Annotated in this window: 23 protein-coding genes; 13 read left to right on the top strand and 10 right to left on the bottom strand. The window is 71.0% G+C overall.

Going from position 1 to position 21169, the window contains the following annotated elements; all coding sequences use genetic code 11:
- Positions 1-36 precede the first annotated feature (36 nt).
- On the bottom strand, positions 37-1398 hold the full coding sequence (locus CLT75_RS11585; RefSeq protein WP_486485140.1) for an RICIN domain-containing protein: 1362 nt from the start codon (positions 1396-1398) through the stop codon (positions 37-39).
- Positions 1399-1414: 16 nt separating this feature from the next.
- Here CLT75_RS11585 and CLT75_RS33140 point away from each other — a divergent pair, with 16 nt between their 5' ends.
- The 6 genes from CLT75_RS33140 to manD all read left to right on the top strand — a co-directional run bounded on the left by CLT75_RS33140 (position 1415) and on the right by manD (position 5470).
- Positions 1415-1582 carry a hypothetical protein gene (locus CLT75_RS33140; RefSeq protein WP_486485139.1) on the top strand — a complete coding sequence of 56 codons (168 nt, stop codon included), beginning with the start codon at positions 1415-1417 and terminating at the stop codon, positions 1580-1582.
- A 566-nt stretch (positions 1583-2148) separates the two neighbouring features.
- Complete coding sequence (locus CLT75_RS11580; protein WP_135240810.1) at positions 2149-3294, top strand: TRAFAC clade GTPase domain-containing protein; 1146 nt, start codon at positions 2149-2151, stop codon at positions 3292-3294.
- On the top strand, positions 3291-3626 hold the full coding sequence (locus CLT75_RS11575; RefSeq protein ID WP_135240809.1) for a hypothetical protein: 336 nt from the start codon (positions 3291-3293) through the stop codon (positions 3624-3626). Before CLT75_RS11580 ends, CLT75_RS11575 begins: the two co-directional genes overlap by 4 nt.
- A 94-nt stretch (positions 3627-3720) precedes the next feature.
- Complete coding sequence (locus CLT75_RS11570) at positions 3721-3942, top strand: hypothetical protein (protein ID WP_486485138.1); 222 nt, start codon at positions 3721-3723, stop codon at positions 3940-3942.
- A gap of 65 nt (positions 3943-4007) precedes the next feature.
- Positions 4008-4178 carry a hypothetical protein gene (locus tag CLT75_RS32585; protein WP_013287071.1) on the top strand — a complete coding sequence of 57 codons (171 nt, stop codon included), beginning with the start codon at positions 4008-4010 and terminating at the stop codon, positions 4176-4178.
- An 83-nt stretch (positions 4179-4261) separates the two neighbouring features.
- Positions 4262-5470 (top strand): D-mannonate dehydratase ManD, encoded by a 1209-nt coding sequence (gene manD, locus CLT75_RS11565; RefSeq protein ID WP_135240807.1) that lies wholly within the window; start codon positions 4262-4264, stop codon positions 5468-5470.
- Positions 5471-5480: 10 nt separating this feature from the next.
- Here the strand turns inward: manD and CLT75_RS11560 are convergent, their stop codons facing one another.
- The 6 genes from CLT75_RS11560 to CLT75_RS11535 are packed head-to-tail and all read right to left on the bottom strand — an operon-like array spanning position 5481 to position 13341.
- Positions 5481-7592, bottom strand: a complete 2112-nt coding sequence (locus CLT75_RS11560) for an alpha-glucuronidase (RefSeq protein ID WP_135240806.1) — start codon at positions 7590-7592, stop codon at positions 5481-5483.
- On the bottom strand, positions 7589-8278 hold the full coding sequence (locus CLT75_RS11555) for a DUF624 domain-containing protein (RefSeq protein ID WP_135240805.1): 690 nt from the start codon (positions 8276-8278) through the stop codon (positions 7589-7591). Before CLT75_RS11555 ends, CLT75_RS11560 begins: the two co-directional genes overlap by 4 nt.
- Positions 8275-9798, bottom strand: coding sequence for a GH39 family glycosyl hydrolase (locus CLT75_RS11550; protein ID WP_135240804.1), 1524 nt, complete (start codon positions 9796-9798; stop codon positions 8275-8277). Before CLT75_RS11550 ends, CLT75_RS11555 begins: the two co-directional genes overlap by 4 nt.
- A gap of 6 nt (positions 9799-9804) precedes the next feature.
- Positions 9805-11448 (bottom strand): ABC transporter substrate-binding protein, encoded by a 1644-nt coding sequence (locus tag CLT75_RS11545; protein WP_135240803.1) that lies wholly within the window; start codon positions 11446-11448, stop codon positions 9805-9807.
- A gap of 40 nt (positions 11449-11488) precedes the next feature.
- Positions 11489-12415, bottom strand: a complete 927-nt coding sequence (locus tag CLT75_RS11540; protein ID WP_486485137.1) for a carbohydrate ABC transporter permease — start codon at positions 12413-12415, stop codon at positions 11489-11491.
- The gene (locus tag CLT75_RS11535) at positions 12412-13341 is read right to left on the bottom strand and encodes an ABC transporter permease subunit (RefSeq protein WP_135240801.1); all 930 of its coding nucleotides are present in this window, start codon (positions 13339-13341) and stop codon (positions 12412-12414) included. The genes CLT75_RS11540 and CLT75_RS11535 overlap by 4 nt, the downstream gene beginning before the upstream one ends.
- 67 nt (positions 13342-13408) lie before the next feature.
- On the opposite strand from CLT75_RS11535, the gene CLT75_RS11530 reads away from it, so the two are divergent.
- From CLT75_RS11530 to CLT75_RS11520, 3 genes are all read left to right on the top strand, one after another.
- Positions 13409-14437: an acetylxylan esterase gene (locus CLT75_RS11530; RefSeq protein ID WP_135240800.1), complete on the top strand. Its 1029-nt coding sequence runs from the start codon at positions 13409-13411 to the stop codon at positions 14435-14437.
- A 53-nt stretch (positions 14438-14490) separates the two neighbouring features.
- Positions 14491-15021: a hypothetical protein gene (locus tag CLT75_RS11525; RefSeq protein ID WP_135240799.1), complete on the top strand. Its 531-nt coding sequence runs from the start codon at positions 14491-14493 to the stop codon at positions 15019-15021.
- Positions 15022-15156: 135 nt separating this feature from the next.
- Positions 15157-15528 (top strand): nuclear transport factor 2 family protein, encoded by a 372-nt coding sequence (locus CLT75_RS11520; RefSeq protein WP_135240798.1) that lies wholly within the window; start codon positions 15157-15159, stop codon positions 15526-15528.
- Between the two features lie 14 nt (positions 15529-15542).
- On the opposite strand, the gene CLT75_RS11515 is transcribed toward CLT75_RS11520, so the two are convergent.
- The gene (locus tag CLT75_RS11515; RefSeq protein ID WP_135240797.1) at positions 15543-15899 is read right to left on the bottom strand and encodes a nuclear transport factor 2 family protein; all 357 of its coding nucleotides are present in this window, start codon (positions 15897-15899) and stop codon (positions 15543-15545) included.
- Between the two features lie 108 nt (positions 15900-16007).
- On the opposite strand from CLT75_RS11515, the gene CLT75_RS11510 reads away from it, so the two are divergent.
- Both CLT75_RS11510 and CLT75_RS11505 read left to right on the top strand, forming a co-directional pair.
- Positions 16008-17048 carry a DUF4034 domain-containing protein gene (locus tag CLT75_RS11510; RefSeq protein WP_135240796.1) on the top strand — a complete coding sequence of 347 codons (1041 nt, stop codon included), beginning with the start codon at positions 16008-16010 and terminating at the stop codon, positions 17046-17048.
- A gap of 147 nt (positions 17049-17195) precedes the next feature.
- Positions 17196-18332 (top strand): hypothetical protein, encoded by a 1137-nt coding sequence (locus CLT75_RS11505; protein WP_135240795.1) that lies wholly within the window; start codon positions 17196-17198, stop codon positions 18330-18332.
- Positions 18333-18378: 46 nt separating this feature from the next.
- On the opposite strand, the gene CLT75_RS11500 is transcribed toward CLT75_RS11505, so the two are convergent.
- A complete protein-coding gene (locus CLT75_RS11500) occupies positions 18379-18927 on the bottom strand; it encodes a TetR/AcrR family transcriptional regulator (protein ID WP_135240794.1) in 549 nt (182 codons plus the stop codon).
- 106 nt (positions 18928-19033) lie between these two features.
- On the opposite strand from CLT75_RS11500, the gene CLT75_RS11495 reads away from it, so the two are divergent.
- Positions 19034-19255, top strand: a complete 222-nt coding sequence (locus CLT75_RS11495) for a nuclear transport factor 2 family protein (protein ID WP_135240793.1) — start codon at positions 19034-19036, stop codon at positions 19253-19255.
- A complete protein-coding gene (locus CLT75_RS11490) occupies positions 19252-20100 on the top strand; it encodes a Rossmann-fold NAD(P)-binding domain-containing protein (RefSeq protein WP_135240792.1) in 849 nt (282 codons plus the stop codon). The genes CLT75_RS11495 and CLT75_RS11490 overlap by 4 nt, the downstream gene beginning before the upstream one ends.
- Before the next feature lie 19 nt (positions 20101-20119).
- On the opposite strand, the gene CLT75_RS11485 is transcribed toward CLT75_RS11490, so the two are convergent.
- Positions 20120-21025, bottom strand: a complete 906-nt coding sequence (locus tag CLT75_RS11485) for an MmyB family transcriptional regulator (protein ID WP_135240791.1) — start codon at positions 21023-21025, stop codon at positions 20120-20122.
- Positions 21026-21169 lie beyond the last annotated feature (144 nt).

Below are 21169 nucleotides of genomic sequence, written 5' to 3'. Positions count from 1 at the left end.
GATCGCCGGTCGCACCGGGCGCCTGCGGAGGGGCGGTCAGACGGTCGTACGCGACCACTGCTGGTTGGCGCCGGTGTTGCACGCGTACTGCTTGAGGACCACACCGTCAGCGGTCGATGCGGCCGGTACGTCCACGCACTTGCCGCTGTGTCGGGCCCGGAGCTGGAAGTAGCTGCCGCCTGTGACCATCTGGAACTGCTGGTTGGTGCCACTGCCACAGGTGTACTGGATCAGCTCGGCGCCGTCGGCGGTGGACGCGCTCACCACGTCGAGGCACTTCCCGCTGTTGCGGCTGACGAGGCGCCAGTAGCCGTTGCCGGCGTCCTGGAACTGCCACTGCTGCCACGCATTGCCGTTGTACGTGTACTGGCCGACGCGCGCGCCGTTGTCGGTGTTCGGTTGCTGGACGTCCATGGCCTTGCCGCTGTGCCGCACGGTTATCCGGTAGAACGTTTCCGTCGACGGCGGGGGCGTCGTGGGGCCACCCCCGATGGTGTCGCCCCACGCGTACCGGATCTGGTCGGCGCCGGAGGTGTTGCGGACGGTCAGGTTGAGGTCGGTGCCGCCGCCGCTGAGCGAGTACATCGAGTACCAGTCGTAGCCGATGGTGCCGGGCTTGCCGCCGAGCGCGGGCCAGTAGGTGCCGCCCATCCGGTTGTCGCGCATGACCTGGGCCATGGCGCGGATGTGACGCACGAAGTTGTCGGTGCTGTTCGCGTCGGCGTAGTTGCGGCCGTCGTTCATGGGCGCGCCGAACTCGGTGGCGACCGCCCGCGACGCGCAGTTGCCGAGGCGGGTCTGGATGTGGCTCCGGAAGGCGTCGTAGGTCATCTCGCCGTAGAAGAAGGCGTAGTGGTGGAACGACAGCAGCGTCGAGGCGAAGCGGGTGTCGTTGCAGACGTCCCGCAGGTCCTGGCTGAATCCGGTGCCCCCGATCAGCACCCGGCTGGGCACCGCCGAGTAGTGGTAGCTGAGCCAGTCGGCCGCGACGTTGCGCCACTCGGTCGAGCTGTAACCGTGCGGCTCGTTCATCGGTTCGAAGTAGACGTTGGGGTTCGAGCCGTACGTGTTGGTCACCGTGGACCACATCGCGTTCCACGCGGCGAGGTTCGTGATCCTGCCGCCGGAGGCGGCACCGTCCTCCCAGTAGGCGAGGATGACCTTGAACCCGCGGGCGGTGGCGGCGTCGATGGCGCCCCGGTAGGCATCCCACCACGCCGTCCCCACCGTGTGGGTGTTGATGGGCAGCCGGACGGTGTTGACTCCCATGGTGGAGGCCATGTCGTCGTAGAGGGCGTTGGCCTTCGCCCGTACCGTCGCGTTGCTGTCGGAGGAACTCAGACCCTGCACGACGAGGGGACCGGTGCTGAAGTTGTCACCCAGCACAGCCCAGTTCATGCCTCGGAACTGGTTCGTGGCGGCGACGGCCGGCGACGACATGACGACGACGCCGCCGACCATCGCCGTCACCGCGGCCGTCAGCGCGATCGGCAGCCGGCGGAGCGACCGCGTGCTCCGCGATCTGCTCGCTGGGCGGCGCCGCGACGACGTGATCCGCGTCAGGAATTGGTCGATCATCTGATCCAGCCTCTCTGGCTCCGGACATCAGGCTGATCGCCGAATCCGCTGCTGCCCGGCAGTGGTCCGGCCGTCCTAAGCCCTCTGGGAGTGGCCCCTGTTAGCGCTAACATCAATGCGTCGTGCGCATCCCAGGGCTTCAGGGCCGGGACGCGTCACGTCGACGCAGATATATGCCTTCTGGTTGTCAATGCGCGTTGCGAACAAGTGTTCGCGATCGCATCTGGAGTGTCAAGGCATCGACGTACATCGCCTTCGCGGTGGCCTCGGCCCGCCGCCCGCCATCGGGTGCGGCGACCAGACGCTCGGAGGGTGACGGCCTCCAGCTGCGCGGGCTGCACCCGCGATCGCGTATAGGGCTGCTTCCGCGGCGCGTTCGGCCCCGGGTCTGCGCGATCCAACTGGTGGCCAGCGCTGGGTCGGTTCCGGTATCGAGGGCGGGCCGGTCGCACTCCAGCTTGGCGTCGCACGCGGTGTTGTCATTTGGGCTGCTGCGGTGGTTGCCGGGCGGATGAGCTATGGGTTGGCGTCGGTCATCGCGATGATCGCCGTTTCGCGTAAGGTCCTCACATGCAACCGAGGGCGTTCGAGCAGCACATTGCCGTGTTCGGGGAGAGCGGTAGCGGAAAGACCGTCCTGCTCTCGTCGTTCTACGGCGGCACGCAGGAGCCGCAGTATCTGAAGAGAAGCCTCTTCCACGTCCTGGCGGAGGACATCGGCCAGGGTAACCGGCTGCACAAGAACTACCTCGGCATGAAGGACGAGGGAACGCTGCCGCTCACCACCCGCTTCGCCGCCACGTCCTACGCCTTTAAAGTGCAGATGAAGGACGGATCAGATCCCGCGGCGGCGAAGTCCCGGCCGTTCGACGTGCTGCGGGTGGTATGGCACGACTATCCGGGGGAGTGGTTCGAGCAGTCCGTGCAGAGTCCGGAGGAGGCTCAGCGCCGCGCCGACACCTTCCGGTCCCTACTGAGCTCGGACGTCGCCCTGCTGCTGGTGGATGGCCAGAAGCTGCTCGACAACGCGGGCGAGGAGGACCGGTACCTCAAGTCCCTGTTCAGCAATCTCCGAAATGGCGTGCTGTCGCTACGGGACGAGCTGATCGAGGACGGCAAGCCGCTTGCCCAGTTCCCCCGGATCTGGGTGATGGCGCTGTCGAAGGCCGACCTCCTTCCGGACATGGACGTGTACAGGTTCCGTGATCTGCTCGTGGCCAAGGCATGCGACGAGCTCGAGCAGTTGCGTGAGGCGATCGCCGGACTGGTGGAGGGCCGCGAGGCGCTGTCGGTGGGCGAGGATTTCGTGCTGCTCTCGTCGGCGAAGTTCGAGCCGGGCAGGATCACGGTGGCCGAGCGCGTCGGGTTGGATCTGATCTTGCCGCTGGCCGCCGTCCTGCCGTTCGAGCGTCATCACCGGTGGCACGAGTTGACACAGCTTCCAGCACGCCTGCTCGAGGGCCTTCTCGGTCGTGCCGACGATCTGGCACTCGCGTTGCTGGCCAAGACCAAACTGCCCGGCCCGCTGGGTCTGCTGATGAATATCGTCGGTCCGGACCTCATCAGCAACGCGGCGAAACTGACGGGGGACAAGCTGCGGGCGGTCAATGCCGAGGCACTGTCCAAGAAGGAGTTTCTCTCGGCCACACTGACCGGCTTCCGGATGGATTTGGAGAAGGGCGAGGACAACCAGATCCTGCTCCGGAGCGTGCGATGAGCCTCATTTGGGCCACCCGCGGCCGAGTGTGGGGCTTCCGTTTCCTGCTCACCGGCGGGTTCCCGGACCCTCTTCCGGAGTACGAAGCCGCTTTCGTGGGTGCTGGTGACGCGCCGGAGATCTGCCACGCCGTCGGTGACAGGGTGGCGTTGCGCATCGCGGATCCGCTGGGGCGTCAGGACCAGTCGGGCCGACTGATCCCGCACGAGTTCGTCATCTGCGGCCCGCAGGCCGCGGAGATTCGCTCGGTGGCGGACGGCCTCGCGCTGGTGTGGCCGCAGGTGGCCGGGGAGTTCGAGCGAGTCTGGGAGTTGCCTCGGCCGCCTGTCTGAAGCCGTTTGCGGGCATCTCGGTCGCGCCGGAGCTCAGCGATGTCGGCGCCCCGCGCCTGCGGGCTCGGGTCGACGTCGTGTTCCAATGACGCGCATGGTTCTCCAGCGGATCGCCGCCGGCCTCCTGTTGCTGATCGGGCTTCTGGCGATGGCGGCCACCTACACCTTCCCGTTCCTCGACGACCTCTCCGAACCGGCCGAGTCGGCGGTCGCGATCGGGGGCGCGGCGTGCCTGCTGGCAGGGGTCTGGCTCTGGTGGCGCAAGCCGGCGGACCGCTCGTCCGCGCCGTCGGCCGGCGACGGTGGGAGCCCGTGACGGAGGCGGCAGAGGACCGGCGTGCTCGGCGGGCGGTCCCGGCTCAGGCGTCGGATACTGAGCCGATGACCAACCCCGACCTCGATCCCGAGGTGTACCCGCCGATCGACCCCCGTGAGGACGTGCCGGACGACCCCGGCGAACTCCTCCCGGACACGCCCGGCGAACTGCCCGAGGCGCCGGTCGAGCCGATGCCCGACGACGGGGAGCCCGGGGGCGTACCCGAACCGGCCTGACCGGCCGGCACCGGGGCACCCGGCAGATCGACGATGATGGATAATTCTGTGGTGACCGGCGCGCCGACCGCAGGGGAGACCGGATGAGGATCGTCGACGCCCGGGTGATCGTGACCTGCCCCGGCCGCAACTTCGTGACCCTGAAGGTCGTCACCGACGCCGGCGTCACCGGCGTCGGCGACGCCACCCTCAACGGCCGGGAACTGGCCGTCGCGTCCTACCTGCGTGACCACGTCGTGCCGCTGCTGATCGGGCGCGACCCGGCCCGGATCGAGGACACCTGGCAGTACCTCTACCAGGGGTCGTACTGGCGGCGCGGGCCGGTCACGATGAGCGCCGTCGCCGCCGTGGACACCGCGCTGTGGGACATCAAGGGCAAGGTCGCCGGGCTGCCGGTCTACCAGCTGCTCGGCGGCCGGTCCCGCGAGGGCGTGACCGTGTACGGGCACGCGAACGGCGAAACAGTCGACGACGTGCTGACCGAGGTCGCCCGCTTCGTCGACCTGGGCTACCGCGCGGTGCGGGTGCAGTGCGGTGTGCCCGGCCTGCCCCGGACGTACGGCGTCAGCGCCGACAAGATGTTCTACGAGCCGGCCGACGCCGCGCTGCCGACCGAGACGACCTGGTCGACCGAGGCGTACCTGGCCCACGTGCCGAGCGTGTTCGCCCGGGTCCGCGAGGAGTTCGGGCCCACCCTCCGGCTGCTGCACGACGTGCACCACCGGCTCACCCCGATCGAGGCGGCGCGGCTCGGCAGGAGCCTGGAGCCGTACGCGCTGACCTGGATGGAGGATCCTGTCCCGGCGGACCTGCAGGAGGGTTTCCGGCTCATCCGGCAGCACACCACCACGCCGATCGCCGTCGGCGAGGTCTTCAGCAGCATCTGGGACGCCGCCCAGCTCATCCGGGAACAGCTCATCGACTACGTGCGTACCACTGTGGTCCACGCCGGCGGGATCACCCACCTGCGCCGCATCTTCGACCTCGCCGCGCTGCACCACGTCCGCAGCGGCTCGCACGGAGCCACCGACCTGTCCCCGGTCTGCATGGCCGCCGCGCTGCACCTGGACCTCGCCATCCCCAACTTCGGCCTGCAGGAGTACATGCGGCACACCGAGGCGACCGACGAGGTGTTCCCGCACGGCTACCACTACGACGGCGGCTACCTGCATCCGGCCGAGACTCCGGGGCTCGGTGTGGACATCGACGAGCAGGCCGCGGCCCGCTACCCGTACGCGCCGGCCTACCTCCCGGTGAACCGGCTGACGGACGGCACCGTGCACCCCTGGTGAGCGCGCCGGTTCAGTGGATGCGGCGACCGTGGGCGTCCGGCACCCCGGACTTGCGGAAGAAGTAGGTGTTGATCTGGTCCCGCCACTCGACGGCGCTGCGGAGCTGTTCGTCGAGGCGCTCGGCGACCCGGTCGTGGACGGCGGGGTCGACCGCCCCGGCGACGAGCCGCCACCGTTCCCGCATCGCCGCCACCTCCTCCACACCGGCGAAGTGCGTGTCGTAGATGTGCTGGATCACGGTACGGCCACTGTGCAGAACGTGCCGGTACGGGACGTGATGGAAGAACAGCAGCAGTTCGTCGGGGCAGCGCTCGCGTGACTCGTACACCTCCGACCACGGTGGCGGGTACTGGCCGGTGAACCCGGTCCCGGTCGCCCGGGTCCGGTCCACCCCGACACCGTCGCGGTCGGCGAAGTGGTACGTGCCCCACGGGGTGTACTCGTAGCCGTCCACGTCCGGGCCGTAGTGGTGACCGGGCCGCACCATGAAGCCGACGCCGAGCGGGGCGGTGTAGCGCTCGTAGGTGCGCCAGGAGTCGTCCATGACCGCGTGCATCGTCCCCCGCACCGCCTCCGGATCGCCGGTGGTGACCGGCAGCCAGGTCAGGTCGATCCACTCGTCGAGGATCGCGCCGGGATCCAGCAGCGGATCCCAGGCGAGCCGGCCGAAGGCGTACAGGTTCGCCTGCGCCAGCGGGTGCCCGGTCCAGAACGGGTCGTCGCCCACGTTGGCCACTGCCACCAGGCCGCCGCCGGTGCCCGCCCGCCCGGCCGCAACGTCGGCGATCGTGCCGCCGGCCGCGCCCCGGGGCCGGAACCGCAGCACCTCGCTCCACCAGGGTCCGAGGTAGCAGACGTGCCGCTGCTGGCCGGTGTACTCCTGCGTCGCCTGCACCTCCACCGCCAGCCGGGTGGCCGGCATCGCGGCGAGCACCGGGGACACCGGTTCGCGTGGCTGGAAGTCGATCGGGCCGAACTTCACCTGGAGGATCACGTTGTCGGCGAACCGCCCGTCCAGCGGCGCGAAGTGGTCGTGCGCGGCCCGGGCCCGGTCGGTCGACCGGTCCCGCCAGTCCTGGTGGTGGTCGTAGACGAACGCCCGCCAGCGCACCACGCCGCCGTGCGGGGCGAGCGCGTCGGCGAGCAGGTTCGCGCCGTCGGCGTGGTCGCGCCCGTACGCGAACGGGCCGGGCCGGCCCTCGGAGTCGGCCTTCACCAGATAGCCGCCGAAGTCGGGGATCCGCCGGTACACCCGCCGGGTGGCGGCGGCCCACCAGGCCCGTACCCGGTCGTCCAGCGGATCGGCGGTGGGCAGGCCGCCGAGGACCACCGGGGCGGCGAAGGTCACCGACAGATGCACCCGGATGCCGTACGGGCGGAGCACCTCGGCGATCTCCGCGACGTCGCCGAGCCGGTCGGTCAGCAGCCGCGCTTCGGTGTCGTGCACGTTGACGTTGTTCACCGTGACGGCGTTGACGCCGCAGGAGGCGAGCAGGCGTGCGTAGTCGCGGAGCCGGTCGGGCTCGTGCCGGGCGGCGCCGTCGCGCCAGAACAGGGAGCCGCCGGCGTAGCCCCGCTCGACCTGGCCCGACACCGGGTGTACGGCCACGTTGTCCCAGTGGTCGAGCATCCGCCGGTCCAGTGCCGGTCGGTGCCGCCGCGCCGGGAGGTCGTCGTCGAAGGCCGCCGCGCCGAGCCGGACCACGTGGAACATCCCGTACAGCAGGCCGGCCGGCGCGTCGGCCAGGACCACGGTCACGCCGTCCACCCGCGTCAGCAGGTACCCCTCGTCGCCGAGGGAGCCGTCACCGGTGCCGTTCACCGCCGGTGTCGCGCCGAGCCGGGCCGTCTCGGCCGCCGGGTTCGGCACCGGGCCGGCCCCGCGCAGGGCCAGCGCCAGGTCGGCGTCGACCTGCCACGGCGGACCGTGCCAGAGCCGCCCGCCGTACCGGGTGCAGGCCCGGCTCACCTCGTCGAGGACGGTGTCGACCAGCAGGCCGTCGCCGTGCACCAGCACCGGCCGGGAGCCGAGTTCGCGGAACGCCGCGGGCGGCAGCCAGGCGGCGTGCCAGGTCGACTCGCCGGCGTCGGCCGACGCCCGGCCGGTGACCGGGACGCTCATGCGGTGAACTCCGCCCGGATCTCGTCGATCATGGGGTCGCCGATCCGCAGCAGCGCCAGCACCAGCAGCGCGGCGAGCAGGGCGAGTACCGCCTCGGAGAACACCGCGGTGACGCCGGCGACGGCGGCCAGCAGGGCGACGTTGCCGACTGTGACGCCGGGCTTGCGCGCCACGTAGTAGACGGCGAGCCGGAGCACGTCGCGGGTGCGGAAGGTGAACAGTGAGACGATCACCAGCGCGTTGACCCCGACCAGGAGCACCCCCGCACCGACCACCACCAGCGGCACGGCCCACCAGCCGGGGACGGCGGCGGCGGGCAGGTTCGCCAGGTTGACGGCGATGACGGCCAGCCACAGCAGCGTCGGTGCCCAGACGCGCAGCACGCCCGGCAGGTTGGCCCGGTACGCCCGGAGGAACGTGGCGGCGGGACGGAGATCGGTCAGGTCGGGGCGTTGGTGCCGCAGCGTGTGCAGCGCGGCCGAGACGGCCGGACCGAGTGGCAGCGCGGCGGCGGCGACCAGCGGGAGGTTGCTGCTGTCGCGGTCGAGCAGCACGAGCACGACCAGGCCGGGCAGCATGCTCACCAGGAGCAGCAGTTCCACCACGAGCACTGTGTGGACCCTCGCGGCGGCCCGCGACAACGGCCCGTCGCCGAACTCCCGCAGCCCGCCGGCCGCGCCGGTCACTGCCGGTCCCCGGGCGGGTCGAGCAACCTGTCGTCCCACCACGGCGGGGTCTCGTCCACCACCGGCGTCAGTTCGGCCAGGGTCACCTCGTGCCGGGTGAGGACGAGGTCGAGGTCGGCCCGCCCGGCCGCGACCGGCAGGGCCCGATGGGTACGGGCCGGCTCGGCGGCCTCCCGCAACGCGTCGAGCTGCCGGGGCCGTGGCGAGTGCGGGCTGCCCATCTCCCGCCAGGCCGCCCAGACGTTGCCGGCGTCCTCGCCCACCGACGAGCGAAGCAGGAACGCCGACACGGTGCCCGGCGGGCCGATCGGCACCGACAGCGACACGGTGTGCCGCTCGGGTGCCGGCTCCCGGCCGGTGACGTCGACAGGGGCCCAGGCCAGCACCGCGACCCGGCCGTCGGGGTGCCGGGTGACGAGGTGGTCCGGTCCGCGTGCGAGCACCTCGTCGCCGAGCCGGGCCATGAACGCGTACAGGTGGTAGGTGGGTTTCTTGATCTGCCGGTGGGTGAGCAGGCCGAAGCCGCCGTGCAGCGGCGCGGTCGGCACCCCCTCCTCCTCGAACACGTCGCTGAAGGTCCAGTAGGAGAAGGAGTCCACCAGGTCCCCGCCGCCGGCCAGCACCGGGGCGAGGTAGGCGGCGTGGAAGGCCGTGTCGTGGATCGGGTTGTCCGGCCGGTAGGAGGAGTTGAACTCGGTGATGTGCACCGGGAGGTCGGCCAGCGCGGTGCCGGCCAGGTGCCGGCGGGGCGCGGCGAACTGCTCCAGCAGGTCCGCGGCCGGGGCCAGCGTCTGCCGGGTGCCGAACGGCAGGTGCCGGGCCGGGCCGGAGGTGTAGGCGTGCCGGCTGACGAAGTCGACAGGCACGTCGCGGTCGGTGACGAACTCGGCGAACGGCTTGAGCCACTCGTCGGCGCCGGGGGAGAGGGCCGGGCCGCCGACCTGGAGTGCCGTGTCGACGTCCTTGACGGCGTGCGCCGACACCTCGTACAGGCGGTGGTAGGCGTCCTGGTCGGCGCCCTGCCAGAACGCCGTCAGGTTGGGCTCGTTCCACACCTCGACGGGCCAGCCGCGCACCTCGTCGATGCCGTACCTGTCGACCAGGTGGGCCACCGTGGCGCGGACCAGGTCACCCCATTCGGTGTACGACCGGGGAGGCGTCACGTTGCCCCGCCACCAGAAGACCGTCTGGTCGCCGGAGGCGAGCGCCGAGGGCATGAACCCCAGCTCCACGAAGGGCCGGATGCCCATCGCGAGGTACGCGTCGACGACCTGGTCGACGTAGGTGAAGGCGTGCCGTACCCGGCGCTCGCCCTGGTACGAGTAGGGGCGGTGCACGCCGACGCCGTCGCTGAGCAGCCCGTGCCCGCGGATGTGCCGGAAGCCGATGTCCCGCTGCACCAGCGCCAGCGAGTCCTGATAGTCGCGTCGCAGGGCCAGGTCGAACCGGCCGGTGCCCACGCAGGTACGCCAGGCGTCGGTCAGCCGGCCGACGGGCCGTTCGGGTACGGTGCCGCGCATCGCCGGTCAGCCGTGGCTCTTGCGGTACCGCTCGTACGCCTTGTTGACCAGGTCGGTGTAGGCCTGCGCGTTCTTGCCCTTCAGCTCCGAGACGTAGGCGTCCCACTCGCTCAGCGGCCGCTGGCCGAGGGCGAACTTCAGCGTGTTCTGGGTGACGTGGTCCTTCAGCGCGGTCGCCCACAGCGTCGTCTGCTCCCGCTCCTCATCACTGAGCGGCGCCGGCGGCGGAGTCACCCAGGGCGCGGGCTTGCGCGCGTTCATCTCCTTCTGGAACTCCAGTTCCTCGGGCGAGAAGAACGACTGCACCAGGTCGAGCTTGCCGCCGTAGGCGAAGACGCCGTTGTAGAAGCCGAAGTCCTTCTGCAGATGCTTGCTGCCCTTGGGGTTGAGCCCGATGACGTTGACGTCCGGGGCGAGGCTGCGCTTGCCCGAGGCGTCCTTGGTGTACGTGGTTCCCTCGACGCCCCACTTGGCGAACTCCTGGCCGGCGTCGGAGTACCAGAGCCAGTCGACGAACTGCATCATGGCCACGAAGTTCTTGCCCTCCCGGGCCTTGCTGGAGATCATCACGCCGTTCTCCAGCCGGCTCGCCGCGTTGACCGGGCCGGCCGGCCCGATCGGGAAGAGGATCTTGCCGAGCCGGGCGTTCGGGTTGATCTTCGCGATGTCCGGGCGGTAGTCGTTCACCAGGGTCTGCGCGTTCGTGCTGATCACGAACGACTTGCCGCTGGCGAGCTTCTGCCGGGCCTGGTCGTCGGTCTGGGTGAACGTCTCCGGGTCGAGCAGCCCCTCGGCGACCAGCTTGTGGAGGTACTCCACCACCTGCCGGTAGCCGTCCGAGGCGCCGGTGAAGACGTACTTCCCGGCACCGGCGTCCCAGCTCGTCGGCTGGTAGTTCCAGCCGGCGCCGGGCAGGCCGTGCGCGAGGGCGAGCATGTTCAGCAGGTTGCCGGCCGGGTTGGGCTTGCCGAACCGGTCGGAGAACGGAATGACGTCCGGGTGGGCCGCCTTCATCGCCTTGAGCATGGCGTACACCTCGTCCCAGGTGGTCGGGGACGGGATCTTCAACTGCTCCAGCACGTCGGTGCGGACCGCGAGCGTGTAGTCCTGCCAGGGCTTCTCGTGCAGGCCGGGCAGCAGGTAGAACTTCCCGTCCTCCTGCCGCAGCGTATCCATCTCCGGCTGGAGTCCCCACCGCTCGATCTTGTCCTTGAAGTGCGGCATCAGGTCGAGGTAGTCGCTGACCGGCAGGATGGCGCCGGAGGAGACGTACGAGCTCTCCTGCGGGTGGTAGGTCTTCGGGATGATCAGCGGGGCGTCGCCGGAGCCGACCAGCACGCTGCGCTTCTGCTCGTAGTCGCTCAGCGGCACGGCGACCGGGTCCAGCTTGACGTTCGTCCGCCGGGCCAGCTCGGTCCAGAACAGCCACTCCGGCTTGAGCGGGTAGTTCGGGTGGTTGTTGTAGAGGATCGAGAACGTGACCGGCTCGGTGGCCTTGAACTGGTCACCGATGCCGTACTTCTCCATCGCGCCCGTACGGTTGCGGTCGAGGTCCTTCTTGTCCGGGGTGTCGTCGCCGCAACCCGCCAGGGCGACGACGGCGGCCGCGCCGCTGGCGAGCAGTACCTGGCGCCGGGACAGCTGGGCCATGGATTCTTCCTTCCGGTGGTGGGGGGCGGTGCGGGGGCGGCTATCCCTTCACGGCGCCGAGCATGATCCCGGAGACGAAATAGCGCTGGATGAAGGGATAGACCGCGAGGATCGGCAGGATCGTCAGCACGATGGTCACGGACTGAATGGTGGCGGCGGACTGGACGACGTCGCCGGCGCTGCCGAGGCCGCCGCCGGTCTGCGTGGCGTCGGTCGCGCCCGCGATGAGGTTGCGCAGATAGACGGTCACCGGGAGCAGGTCCTGGCGGTCCATGTAGAGGAACGCGGCGAACCAGGAGTTCCAGAACGAGACGGCGTAGAACAGCACCATCGTGGCGACCATCGCCTTCGACAGCGGCAGGACGATCCGCAGCAGCGTGCCGTACGTGTTCAGCCCGTCGACGGCGGCGGCCTCGTCCAGTTCGACCGGCAGGCTCTCGAAGAACGCCTTCATCACCAGCAGGTTGAACACGTTTATGGCGTTGGGCAGGGCGATCGCCCACACGGTGTTCTTCAGCCCGAGGCTGGTGACCAGGACATAGTTGGGGATCAGGCCGCCGGTGAAGAACATGGTGAACACGGCGATCCCGACCAGCGCGGTCCGGCCCCGCAGGTGCCGCTTCGACAGCACGTACGCGTAGCAGGTGGTCAGCACGACGGAGATGAGCGTGGCGACCACCGTGTAGAAGACGGTGTTGCGGTAGCTGATCCAGAACGTCGGGTCCGACGTCACCACGCGGTACGCGGTGAGGTTGAACCCGCGTGGCACGAGGTTCACCTCGCCCGCGACGATGTACGCGTTGTCGCTGAGCGAGCGGGCCACGATGGTGAGGAACGGATACAGGGTGACCACCACGACGCCGGTCAGCACGACGGCGTTGACGACCTGGAAGACCCGGTAGCCCGCTGTCGGCCGGGGGCCACGCGGCCGGACCGCCGGTACCCGCGTGCGGGCGCGCGTGCTCACCACAGGCTCGTCCCCACCGTGCGCCGGGAGATCGCGTTCGCCGACAGCACCAGCGTCAGCCCGATCACGGACTCGAACAGGCCGATCGCGGCGGCGTAGCTGAGGTTCCCGGAGACGATGCCCACCCGGTACAGGTAGGTCGAGATCACGTCCGCCGTCGGGTAGGTGAGGGGGTTGTACAGCAGCAGGATCTTCTCGAAGCCGACGGCCATGAAGGTGCCGATGTTGAGGATCAGCAGGGTGACCATCGTCGGCCGGATCCCCGGCAGCGTGACGTGCCAGGTCTGCCGCCACCGGTTGGCGCCGTCGATGCGGGCCGCCTCGTACAGGTCGCCGTCGACGGTGGTGAGCGCGGCGAGGTAGAGGATGGTGCCCCAGCCGACGGTCTGCCAGACCTCGGAGGAGACGTAGATCGTCCGGAACCACCCGGCCTGCTGCATGAACGGGACCGGCTCGCCGCCCACGGCACGCACCATCTGGTTCACCGTGCCGTCCACCGACAGCAGTTGGAGGACCATGGCGGCCACGATCACGATCGACAGGAAGTGCGGCAGGTAGGACACCGACTGGACGAACCGCTTCAGGGCGCGGTTGCGCACCTCGTTGAGCAGCAGCGCCAGCACGATCGGCAGCGGGAAGCAGAACACCAGCGTCAGCGCGCCCAGCACGAGCGTGTTGGTGAACACGCTCCAGAAGGTCGGGTCGGTGAAGAACAACCGGAAGTACCGCAGCCCGGTCCAGTACTCGCCGAAGATGCTGCCGCCCGGCTGGAAGCGCCGGAACGCGATCACGTTGCCGAGCATCGGCAGGTAGCGGAACGTCAGGAAGAACAGCAGCGGCAGGACGGCGAGCGAGTAGAGCTGCCAGTCCCGGCGCAGGGCCCGCCGCCAGGGCGTCCGACGACTGCGCGGGGTCGGGGCTGCCAAGCTCGTCCTCCCGCCTGACCGTCGGCCGGAACTTTCCGGTAATACGTCGTAAGCCTTTCGGAAATTTATGGGTATCGTTATCTTCGTGTCAAGAGCGTCGATTGATATCTCCCTCGACCGGCTCCGTCGCTACGCACCGGCCGTTGTCGAGCCCGCCGACTTCGACCGGTTCTGGCGCGCCACCCTCACCGCCGCCGCGGTCACCCCGGTGCTCGTCGACGTCCGTCCCGAACCCACCGACCTGCGGTTGGTCGACGTGTGGGACGTGACGTTCGCCGGGTACGCCGGCGAACCGGTCCGGGCCTGGTACACCCGTCCCGCGGGCGTACAGGCGCCGCTGCCGGCAGTGGTGGAGTACCCCGGCTACGGACGCGGCCGGGGCCTGCCGGGCGAGCGGCTCACCTGGCCGGTGGCCGGCTACGCCCACCTGCTGGTCGACAACCGGGGACAGGCCGGCCTGTACAGCCGAGGCGACACCCCGGACCCGCACGACGCGCCCGGCGGGCCCAGCCCCGCCACGCGGGGGATCCTGTCCCCGGACGACTACCACTACCGCCGCCTCATCACCGACGCGGTCCGCGCGATCGACGCCGTCCGCGTCCTGCCCGGGGTGGACCCGGCCCGCGTCGCCGCGGTGGGCAACAGCCAGGGCGGCGGGCTCGCGCTCGCGGCGGCGGGCCTCGTCGACGGCCTCGCCGCGCTCCTGGTCACCGCCCCGTTCCTGTGCGACATCCAGCGCGCCATCGAACTGACCGAGGCCTCCCCGTACGGCGAGATCGCCCGGTACCTGGCGGTGCACCGCGAGGCCGAGGAGCCGGTCCGGCGCACACTGTCCTACGTCGACGGCGTCACCTTCGCCCGGCGGGCCACCGCGCCGGCGCACTTCGGGATCGGCCTGCGGGACGACGTCTGCCCACCGAGCACCGGCTTCGCCGCCTACAACCAGTACGCCGCCGCCGGGTCGACCGCGCCGCTGCGCGAGATGCACACGTACCCGTTCAACGGCCACGAGGGCGGGGAGGCCGTCCACGTCCGGCGGCAGCTGCGCTGGCTCGACGCGGTGCTCCGTCCCGCCGTCCCGGAGCAGGCGTCGTGACGCCTGCGCGGGCACCGTCCGGAGCGACTGTCGTCCGTCCCTAGACTGCGCCGATGGATGCTGAATTCGCGGCCAACGCCGCGGCCACCGCCGCGATCTTCGGAGTCTTCGGGATCGCCTGGTTCGGCTGGGCGCAGGAGGCGCCGCCCAAGGCGTGGCGTCCGTGGCTCGGCGTCGGCTCGGTGCTGTCCCTGGCCGCAGCGATCGCCGGCGGCGTCGTCACGGTACGCACCTGGGACGAGGGCAGCTCCGTGGACGACAGGACGGGGCCGGTCTTCGGGGTGATCGTCCTGATCGAGGTGGTTCTCTGCGCCGCCGGCGCGATCTGGCTCCAGCGGACCGGCCGCACGTCCCTGGTTCCGGCCTGGATCGCCCTGATCGTCGGCCTGCACTTCTTCCCCCTGGCACCACTGCTGGGGTATCCGGCCCTCGCGATCTGGGCCGCGCTCGTCACCCTGGTCGCGGTCGTCAGCGTTGCCGTCGCCCGACGGTACGACCTCACCCCCAGCGCCGTCGTCGGTGCCGGCACCGGCGCGACCCTTCTGATCGGAGCGGCCACCGCGCTGGTGCACGCGCTCACCTAGGTGCACTGCCTGGCGCTGCTGGTCAGCCCGGGCAGGCCGGCTCGACCGGGCGGCGAGGATCCGTGATCGGCGACGCGACGCCCGCCCGGCGTTGGATGATGGCGTGAGTCGTCCATGCACGAGAGGCTGCGGTGAATGACCGAGCAATTGCGGGCGCGCCCGGCACGCGAGGTGCTCGACGAGCACCTGCGCCTGTCGAACGAGGGCCGGTTCGCCGAGGACATCGAGCGCAACGTGTCGCCGGACTGTCTTGTCCTCGATCGCAGGGGAGTGTTCCGGGGGCACGCCGGGGTGCGGAGACTGGCGCAGTGGCTGAGCGAGGAGCTTCCGGGCGCCCACTTCACCTACACGACAGTGCTGATCGAGGATCGGATCGGGTTCCTGGAGTGGACCGCTGACGCACCGGGCGCGCGGGTCCGCGACGGCGCCGACTCGTACGTCATCGAGGACGGCTGGATCGTCGCGCAGACCATTCACTACACGGTGGAACCGACCGCCGGAGCCTGAGCGGGTCCGAGCGCTCACTGGACCGGGACGAAGGTGGCGGCCAACACCCGCCAGTTGCCGTCCTCACGCACCCACAGCCGGGTGTAGCGCAACCGCGCGGACACGACGGCCCCGCCCTGAACCGCTTCCACCGCAGCGACCGTGCGGGTCACCCCGGTCTCACCGTCGTCCTGGACGTCGAGCGACTCCTCCACCAGGTCGGTGATCCGCAGGGCCCCCGAGCGGTAGCTCTCCAGATCGTCCTCCTTGGTGAAGACCGTGCCGTCCGGTCCGGCCCCCACGACCCGGGGGTGCAGAAGCGCGTCGAGGGACTTGACATCGGCGGCACGCTGAGCGGCTTGGAGCCGCCGTTCCGCAGCACGGAGATCCATCCACCGATCCTCTCCGGCGCCCCGCACCGCGACAAGCGGGTTAGCTCGCGGCAGAACGGCGACGCTGCGGCCCACACCCCTGTTCGGTGACATCTACTATCCCTGATCATGATCTCGACCGTGTGGCGGATACTCACCCGCCAGATCGACCTCAACCCCGCGCAGGACGACGCCGTGCTGCGCGAGGCGTGCACGCAGGCGCGGTACGGCTCCGACATCGGACCGGCCCGGAAGGCGCTGATCGCCACCCGGAACGACTACGACCGCCGGGCCCGGTACGTCCGTGTGCTGGCCGAATCGACAGCTCGTGGGCTGGGATCGCGGATCGACCGTACGACCGGTCGGGTCGACACCACGGACGCCTGGACCGATCGCTGGGTGTCGCGCGCGCCCGCGGATCCGGATGCCCAGCTCGTCCGTGCCCGTTCCCTGATGGCACGGGCGTGGGAGGTGCGCGGCGGCGACTGGGCCTCCAACGTACGTCGGGAGCAGTGGGCCGAGTTCCACCGCCTGCTGGACCTGGCCCGGCAGGTGAACGATGTCGCGATGCGGCTCGCACCGGACGACCCCACCCCGTGGGCGCACCGGCTCAATCTCATGATCGACGAGAGTGCGCCACTGGAGGACGTCGAGGAGACGTGGCGTGAGCTGACCAAGCGGGATCCCCGGCACCATCAGGGCCACGTCCTCCGGCTGACCTACCACTGCCGGAAGTGGAGCGGCTCGCACGAGGCGATGTTCGGCTTCGCCCGCTCGGTCGCCGCCACGGCGCCCACCGGCTCGCCACTACTCGTGCTGCCGGTTCGGGCCGCCGCGGAGTGGGCGCTGTGGGAGCAGGATCGCGAACCCCACGGTGGTACCGCCGACGAGATCGGCGAGCGGTGGCGACAGGATCCGGTCATGCAGGCGGATCTCGACAACGCGCTGAACCGGTGGTTCCACCAGCCGGCGACCCGGCACGCCGACTGGCTCGACGACGCGAACTTCCTGGCGTACGGGCTGGTGCGAACCGGCCGCGACGCTGAGGCCGCGCCGGTCTTCGCGTCGATCGGCCGGTACATGACCGACGTTCCGTGGGCCTGGTGGGGCGACGAGCGGCACGACGCCGTCTTCCTCCGAGCCCGCCGCCGCGCCCGCCGCGCTGCCTGACCTCCGGCGACGCCGTCGCGACCACAGTCGCTTCCCCCTCGGAGGAGCCGTTCTTACCACTCTCTTACGAGACCGCGCCCGGGCGCACACGCAGCGTCGCGGAGCGCGATGCTGAGGTCCGGCCACCGATCGGGGAAGAGGGGCATCATGGGATCACCGCTACGGTACGGGCTGTCGGTGGCGACAGCCTCCACTCTGGTGGCGGGCGCGCTGCTCCCGCCGGCCGCGCCGGTCGCCGCCGCGACTCCTTCGACGTGGACGGCGACGGTTCCCGTGCTGATCCACGAGAGCCGGCTGACCGACGTGGCCGCCACCGGCCCGGGCAACGCCTGGTCCGTCGGCTACCAGGCGTCCACCTACACGGGGTACTCGATCGACCAGCCGTACGCCCTGCTGCGGTGGAACGGGCGGGCGTGGACGGAGCGGCGGCTGCCGCACCAGGCGCACGTGCTGTACAAGGTGGACGCGGCGAGCGCCCGGGACGTCTGGACGGTGGGCGTCCGGCGCCTCGGTGAGTCTTACGCCGGGCACTTCGACGGCGCGACCTGGACGGCGCACGCGCCGTGGCCCGCTCCGGCGGGGACCTCGGAGCTGCTGGACGTGGCCGCGACCGGTGGCGGCCGGGCCGTGTTCGTCGGTCACGACGGCGGCCGGCCGCTGGTCGTCGAGGGTGACACCGGTCGGTTCGGCCGCGTCGCGGTGCCGGGGACGGAGGGACTCAACGGTGTCCTGCGGGCGGTCTCGCGTACCGCGGACGGTGGCGTGTTCGCCGCCGGTGAACGGTACGTCGCCGACGCGCCCTATCCCGAGCCGATGATCGCGCAGCGCGTCGGCGGGTCGTGGCGGGTGGCGCCGCTGCCGTCGATCCCGAGCGCCCGGCTGACCGGCGTGTGGGCCCGTTCGTCGACCGACGCCTGGGCGGTCGGCACCCAGGACTACGACTCCGCCCCCAGGCCGGTCATCCTGCACTGGGACGGCCGGACGTGGCAGCGGGTGGCCGGACCGGCGCCGGCCGGCTGGGTGTACGCGGTCGCCGGTGACGCTAACGGAAACGTCTGGATCAGCGGCACGAACCCGATCCCGCCGTACGTCGAGTACCCGGGCACGCTGTTGCTGCGCTACACCGGCGGGCGATGGAGCGTCGCGTACGGGCCGAAGGTCGACGGCAACGATCCGAGCCTGGACGCCCTGGCCAACATCCCGGGGACCTCGTCGTTCTGGGGGAGCGGCACGGTGTCGACGGCCGGGCTCCGCCTGACCGCCGTGATCGAGCGGACCAGGTGAGGGCGGGGGCGCGGTACGGCTCACGCCCCCGCCACCCCGGGAAGAACTACCGCCCGGAGGTGAGCACCGAGCGCGTCAGCGCGGTGAGCCCGGCATCCCAGCGCTCGTCGGGCCAGTCGCGAAGATGCTCGACGAGATCGCTGCGCACCGCGGCCAGCAAGGCGTGCGCGAGGAACGCCGCCGACTCGGCGCCCCGGGCCTCGGACACGATCGCGGTCAGCGTCGCGTGCCACTCCTCGTACGACTCGTTGCGATAGGGGCTTCCGCTTCCCGCGTTCTCCAGGGCCAGCGTGAGGACCCGGTTGGCCCGCTTGAACCGGACCAGCTCCCGCAGCAGGTGCACGGCCCGGTCCGCCGGCGAGTCGCCGGGCAGGCTCGCCGCGAGTGACGCCTGAAGCTGTTCGCCGCGGGCGCCGTAGAGGGCGCGGATGAGGCCCAGCCGGTCGCCGAAGTGGCGGAACAGCGTGCCCTTGCCCACGCCGGCAGCAGCGGCGACGTCGTCCATGGAGATCCGGTCGGGGTCGGTCGCCGTCTCGAACAGCCGGTCGGCCGCGGCGAGCACCGCCTCCCGATTCCGCGCTGCGTCAGCTCGCACTCCTGCCCCCTCTCGCAAACGGACCGCCGGTCCGCTATGGTGAAGCGGACCGGCCGTCCGCTTATCGTAGATCACCGCGGCGGCCCGCCGACAGGAAGGAACAGCAGTGCCGAGTACCGCCACCGATGTGTTCCACCAGGCCCTGGATCGTCTGCTCGCCAAGGACATGCCGGGCTTCATCGCCCTGTTCGCCGGCGACGCCGTCATGGAGTTCCCGTTCGCGCCGGCCGGGCGGCCCAGCCGGGTGGCCGGCCACGTCGTGCGCTACCGCGACTACTGGAACCCGCCGGCCGTGCGGGAACTGTTCGGCGAGGGGGTGCGGGCATGATCCTCGTCGTCGGAGGCACGGGAACGACGGGCCGGCTCGTCGCCGCGAGACTCGCCGCCGCCGGCCGCCGGGCCCGCGTCGCCAGCCGCCGGGCGTCCGCCGAGGGCGTCCGCTTCGACTGGTACGACCGCAGCACGCACGACACGGCGCTGGACGGTGTGACAGCGCTCTACCTGATCGCGCCCCTCGGCGACGCCGACCCGGCGCCGACCATGCTGCCGTTCCTGGACCTGGCCCGGCGCGCCCGGGTACGGCGGGCCGTCCTGCTCAGCTCGTCGGCGATCGAGGCCGGCACCCCGGGACTGGGCGAGGTGCAGGCCCAGCTCGGCGAGATGATCCCCGAGTGGGCGGTGCTGCGACCGTCCTGGTTCATGGAGAACTTCGTCGGCGACCATCCGCACGCCGCGAGCGCCCGGGACCGTGGCGAGATCGTCAGCGCCACCGGCGACGCCCGCGTGGGCTTCGTCGATCCGGCCGACATCGCCGAGGTGGCGGTGCGTGCCCTCACCGACCCGGCGCCCCACGACACCGAGCACGTCATCACCGGTCCCGAGCGGCTGAGCTACGCCGACGTCGCCGCCACGCTCACCGACCTCCTCGGCCGCCCGGTCCGGCACCGCGCGGTCGACGAGGACGCGCTCACCGCGTACCACGAGGCTCACGGCCTCGCGCCCGACTACGCCCGCTTCCTCGCGGGCCTGGACACGGCCGTCGCCGCGGGCTCGGAGGACCGGGTCACGACGACCGTCGCGGACGTCACCGGCCGGCCGCCCCGGACGTTCCGGGACTTCTGCCGCGACCGGCTGGCCGGGGTCCCGCGGACCGCGGACGCCTCGCCGGCCTGAGATCGACGCGCGGCCGGCGTCAGGACGGGTTCGGCTCGGTCCTGCTCGCGTCGGACAGCGGCGTGGACGAGGCTCTGCCGGGGGCCGGCTCGGCCCGGGCGGCCAGCGAACCCAGCAGGCGCAGGTTGTCGTGTGACGGGCTGCCGGGATCGGTGGTGTAGACGAACAGCGTCTGGTCCGGGTCGCCGGGCAGGGCGAGCGCCTCGTAGTGAAGAGTGATCGGCCCGACCGCCGGATGGTTCATCCGCTTCGTGCCGTGCGTGCGTTCGTGCACGTGACGGCCGTTCCACCAGGTCCGGAACTCCGGGCTCTTGATGCTCAACTCGCCGACCAGCTCGCTGAGCTGCGGATCGTCGGGATTGCGCCCGGCGTAGAGGCGCAGCGTGCCGACCACGTCGGCGGCCACCGTCGGCCAGTCCAGGAAGGCGTCGCGGGCGCCCGGGTCGAGGAAGACCCACCTGATGTAGGTGCGGTGCCTCGGCGGCAGGAGTGTCCAGTCGGTGAGGAGCGCGCGGGCGAGGGCGTTCGAGGCGAGCACGTCCGTACGGCGGCCGAGGATGAGCGCGGGGTGTTCGGTCATCGAGGCGAGCAGTTGGTGCATCGCCGGGCGTACCCGTTGGGCCGGCATCTGCCGGCTGCCGCGCCTCGCCGGCCGCGCGAGGTCGGCGAGGTGGGCGCGGGCGGCGGCGTCGAGCTGGAAGACCCGCGCCAGGGCGTCGACGACAGCTGTCGACGGGCTGGCGTGCCGGCCCTGTTCGAGGCGCGTGTAGTAGTCGACGCTCACGCCGGCGAGCATCGCCACCTCCTCACGGCGCAGTCCGCGGACCCGGCGTCCCTGCGACGTCGCGGCGATGCCGGCCGCCTCCGGAGTCAGGTCGGCCCGGCACTGACGGAGGAACCGCCCGAGGTCTGAGTGTCCCGCCATGACTCGATGATCCGCCGCGAACGCCGTCCGCGACACCGTCTGGGTGGGTACGCCGTTCCCAGGCAGCGCTGGGCTCGTCCGGCGGTGTTCTCGGACCTCCCCCGTACCCACGATGGAGTGGCGTCCCCGGCCGGGGACCGACGA

The sequence above is a fragment of the Micromonospora sp. CNZ285 genome, assembly GCF_004637285.1.
Note: the sequence above shows the minus strand (reverse complement) of the source record. Positions and strands in the feature narration are given on the sequence as shown.

What these genes read in the sequence shown, in the direction of transcription:
- CLT75_RS11585 (WP_486485140.1), bottom strand. Translation starts at nt 1,398, where the DNA reads ATGAACTGGGCTGTGCTGGGTGACAACTTCAGCACCGGTCCCCTCGTC.
- CLT75_RS11580 (WP_135240810.1), top strand. Translation starts at nt 2,149, where the DNA reads ATGCAACCGAGGGCGTTCGAGCAGCACATTGCCGTGTTCGGGGAGAGC.
- CLT75_RS11575 (WP_135240809.1), top strand. Translation starts at nt 3,291, where the DNA reads ATGAGCCTCATTTGGGCCACCCGCGGCCGAGTGTGGGGCTTCCGTTTC.
- CLT75_RS11570 (WP_486485138.1), top strand. Translation starts at nt 3,721, where the DNA reads ATGGTTCTCCAGCGGATCGCCGCCGGCCTCCTGTTGCTGATCGGGCTT.
- CLT75_RS32585 (WP_013287071.1), top strand. Translation starts at nt 4,008, where the DNA reads ATGACCAACCCCGACCTCGATCCCGAGGTGTACCCGCCGATCGACCCC.
- manD (WP_135240807.1), top strand. Translation starts at nt 4,262, where the DNA reads ATGAGGATCGTCGACGCCCGGGTGATCGTGACCTGCCCCGGCCGCAAC.
- CLT75_RS11560 (WP_135240806.1), bottom strand. Translation starts at nt 7,592, where the DNA reads ATGAGCGTCCCGGTCACCGGCCGGGCGTCGGCCGACGCCGGCGAGTCG.
- CLT75_RS11550 (WP_135240804.1), bottom strand. Translation starts at nt 9,798, where the DNA reads ATGCGCGGCACCGTACCCGAACGGCCCGTCGGCCGGCTGACCGACGCC.
- CLT75_RS11545 (WP_135240803.1), bottom strand. Translation starts at nt 11,448, where the DNA reads ATGGCCCAGCTGTCCCGGCGCCAGGTACTGCTCGCCAGCGGCGCGGCC.
- CLT75_RS11530 (WP_135240800.1), top strand. Translation starts at nt 13,409, where the DNA reads ATGGGTATCGTTATCTTCGTGTCAAGAGCGTCGATTGATATCTCCCTC.
- CLT75_RS11525 (WP_135240799.1), top strand. Translation starts at nt 14,491, where the DNA reads ATGGATGCTGAATTCGCGGCCAACGCCGCGGCCACCGCCGCGATCTTC.
- CLT75_RS11520 (WP_135240798.1), top strand. Translation starts at nt 15,157, where the DNA reads ATGACCGAGCAATTGCGGGCGCGCCCGGCACGCGAGGTGCTCGACGAG.
- CLT75_RS11515 (WP_135240797.1), bottom strand. Translation starts at nt 15,899, where the DNA reads ATGGATCTCCGTGCTGCGGAACGGCGGCTCCAAGCCGCTCAGCGTGCC.
- CLT75_RS11510 (WP_135240796.1), top strand. Translation starts at nt 16,008, where the DNA reads ATGATCTCGACCGTGTGGCGGATACTCACCCGCCAGATCGACCTCAAC.
- CLT75_RS11505 (WP_135240795.1), top strand. Translation starts at nt 17,196, where the DNA reads ATGGGATCACCGCTACGGTACGGGCTGTCGGTGGCGACAGCCTCCACT.
- CLT75_RS11490 (WP_135240792.1), top strand. Translation starts at nt 19,252, where the DNA reads ATGATCCTCGTCGTCGGAGGCACGGGAACGACGGGCCGGCTCGTCGCC.
- CLT75_RS11485 (WP_135240791.1), bottom strand. Translation starts at nt 21,025, where the DNA reads ATGGCGGGACACTCAGACCTCGGGCGGTTCCTCCGTCAGTGCCGGGCC.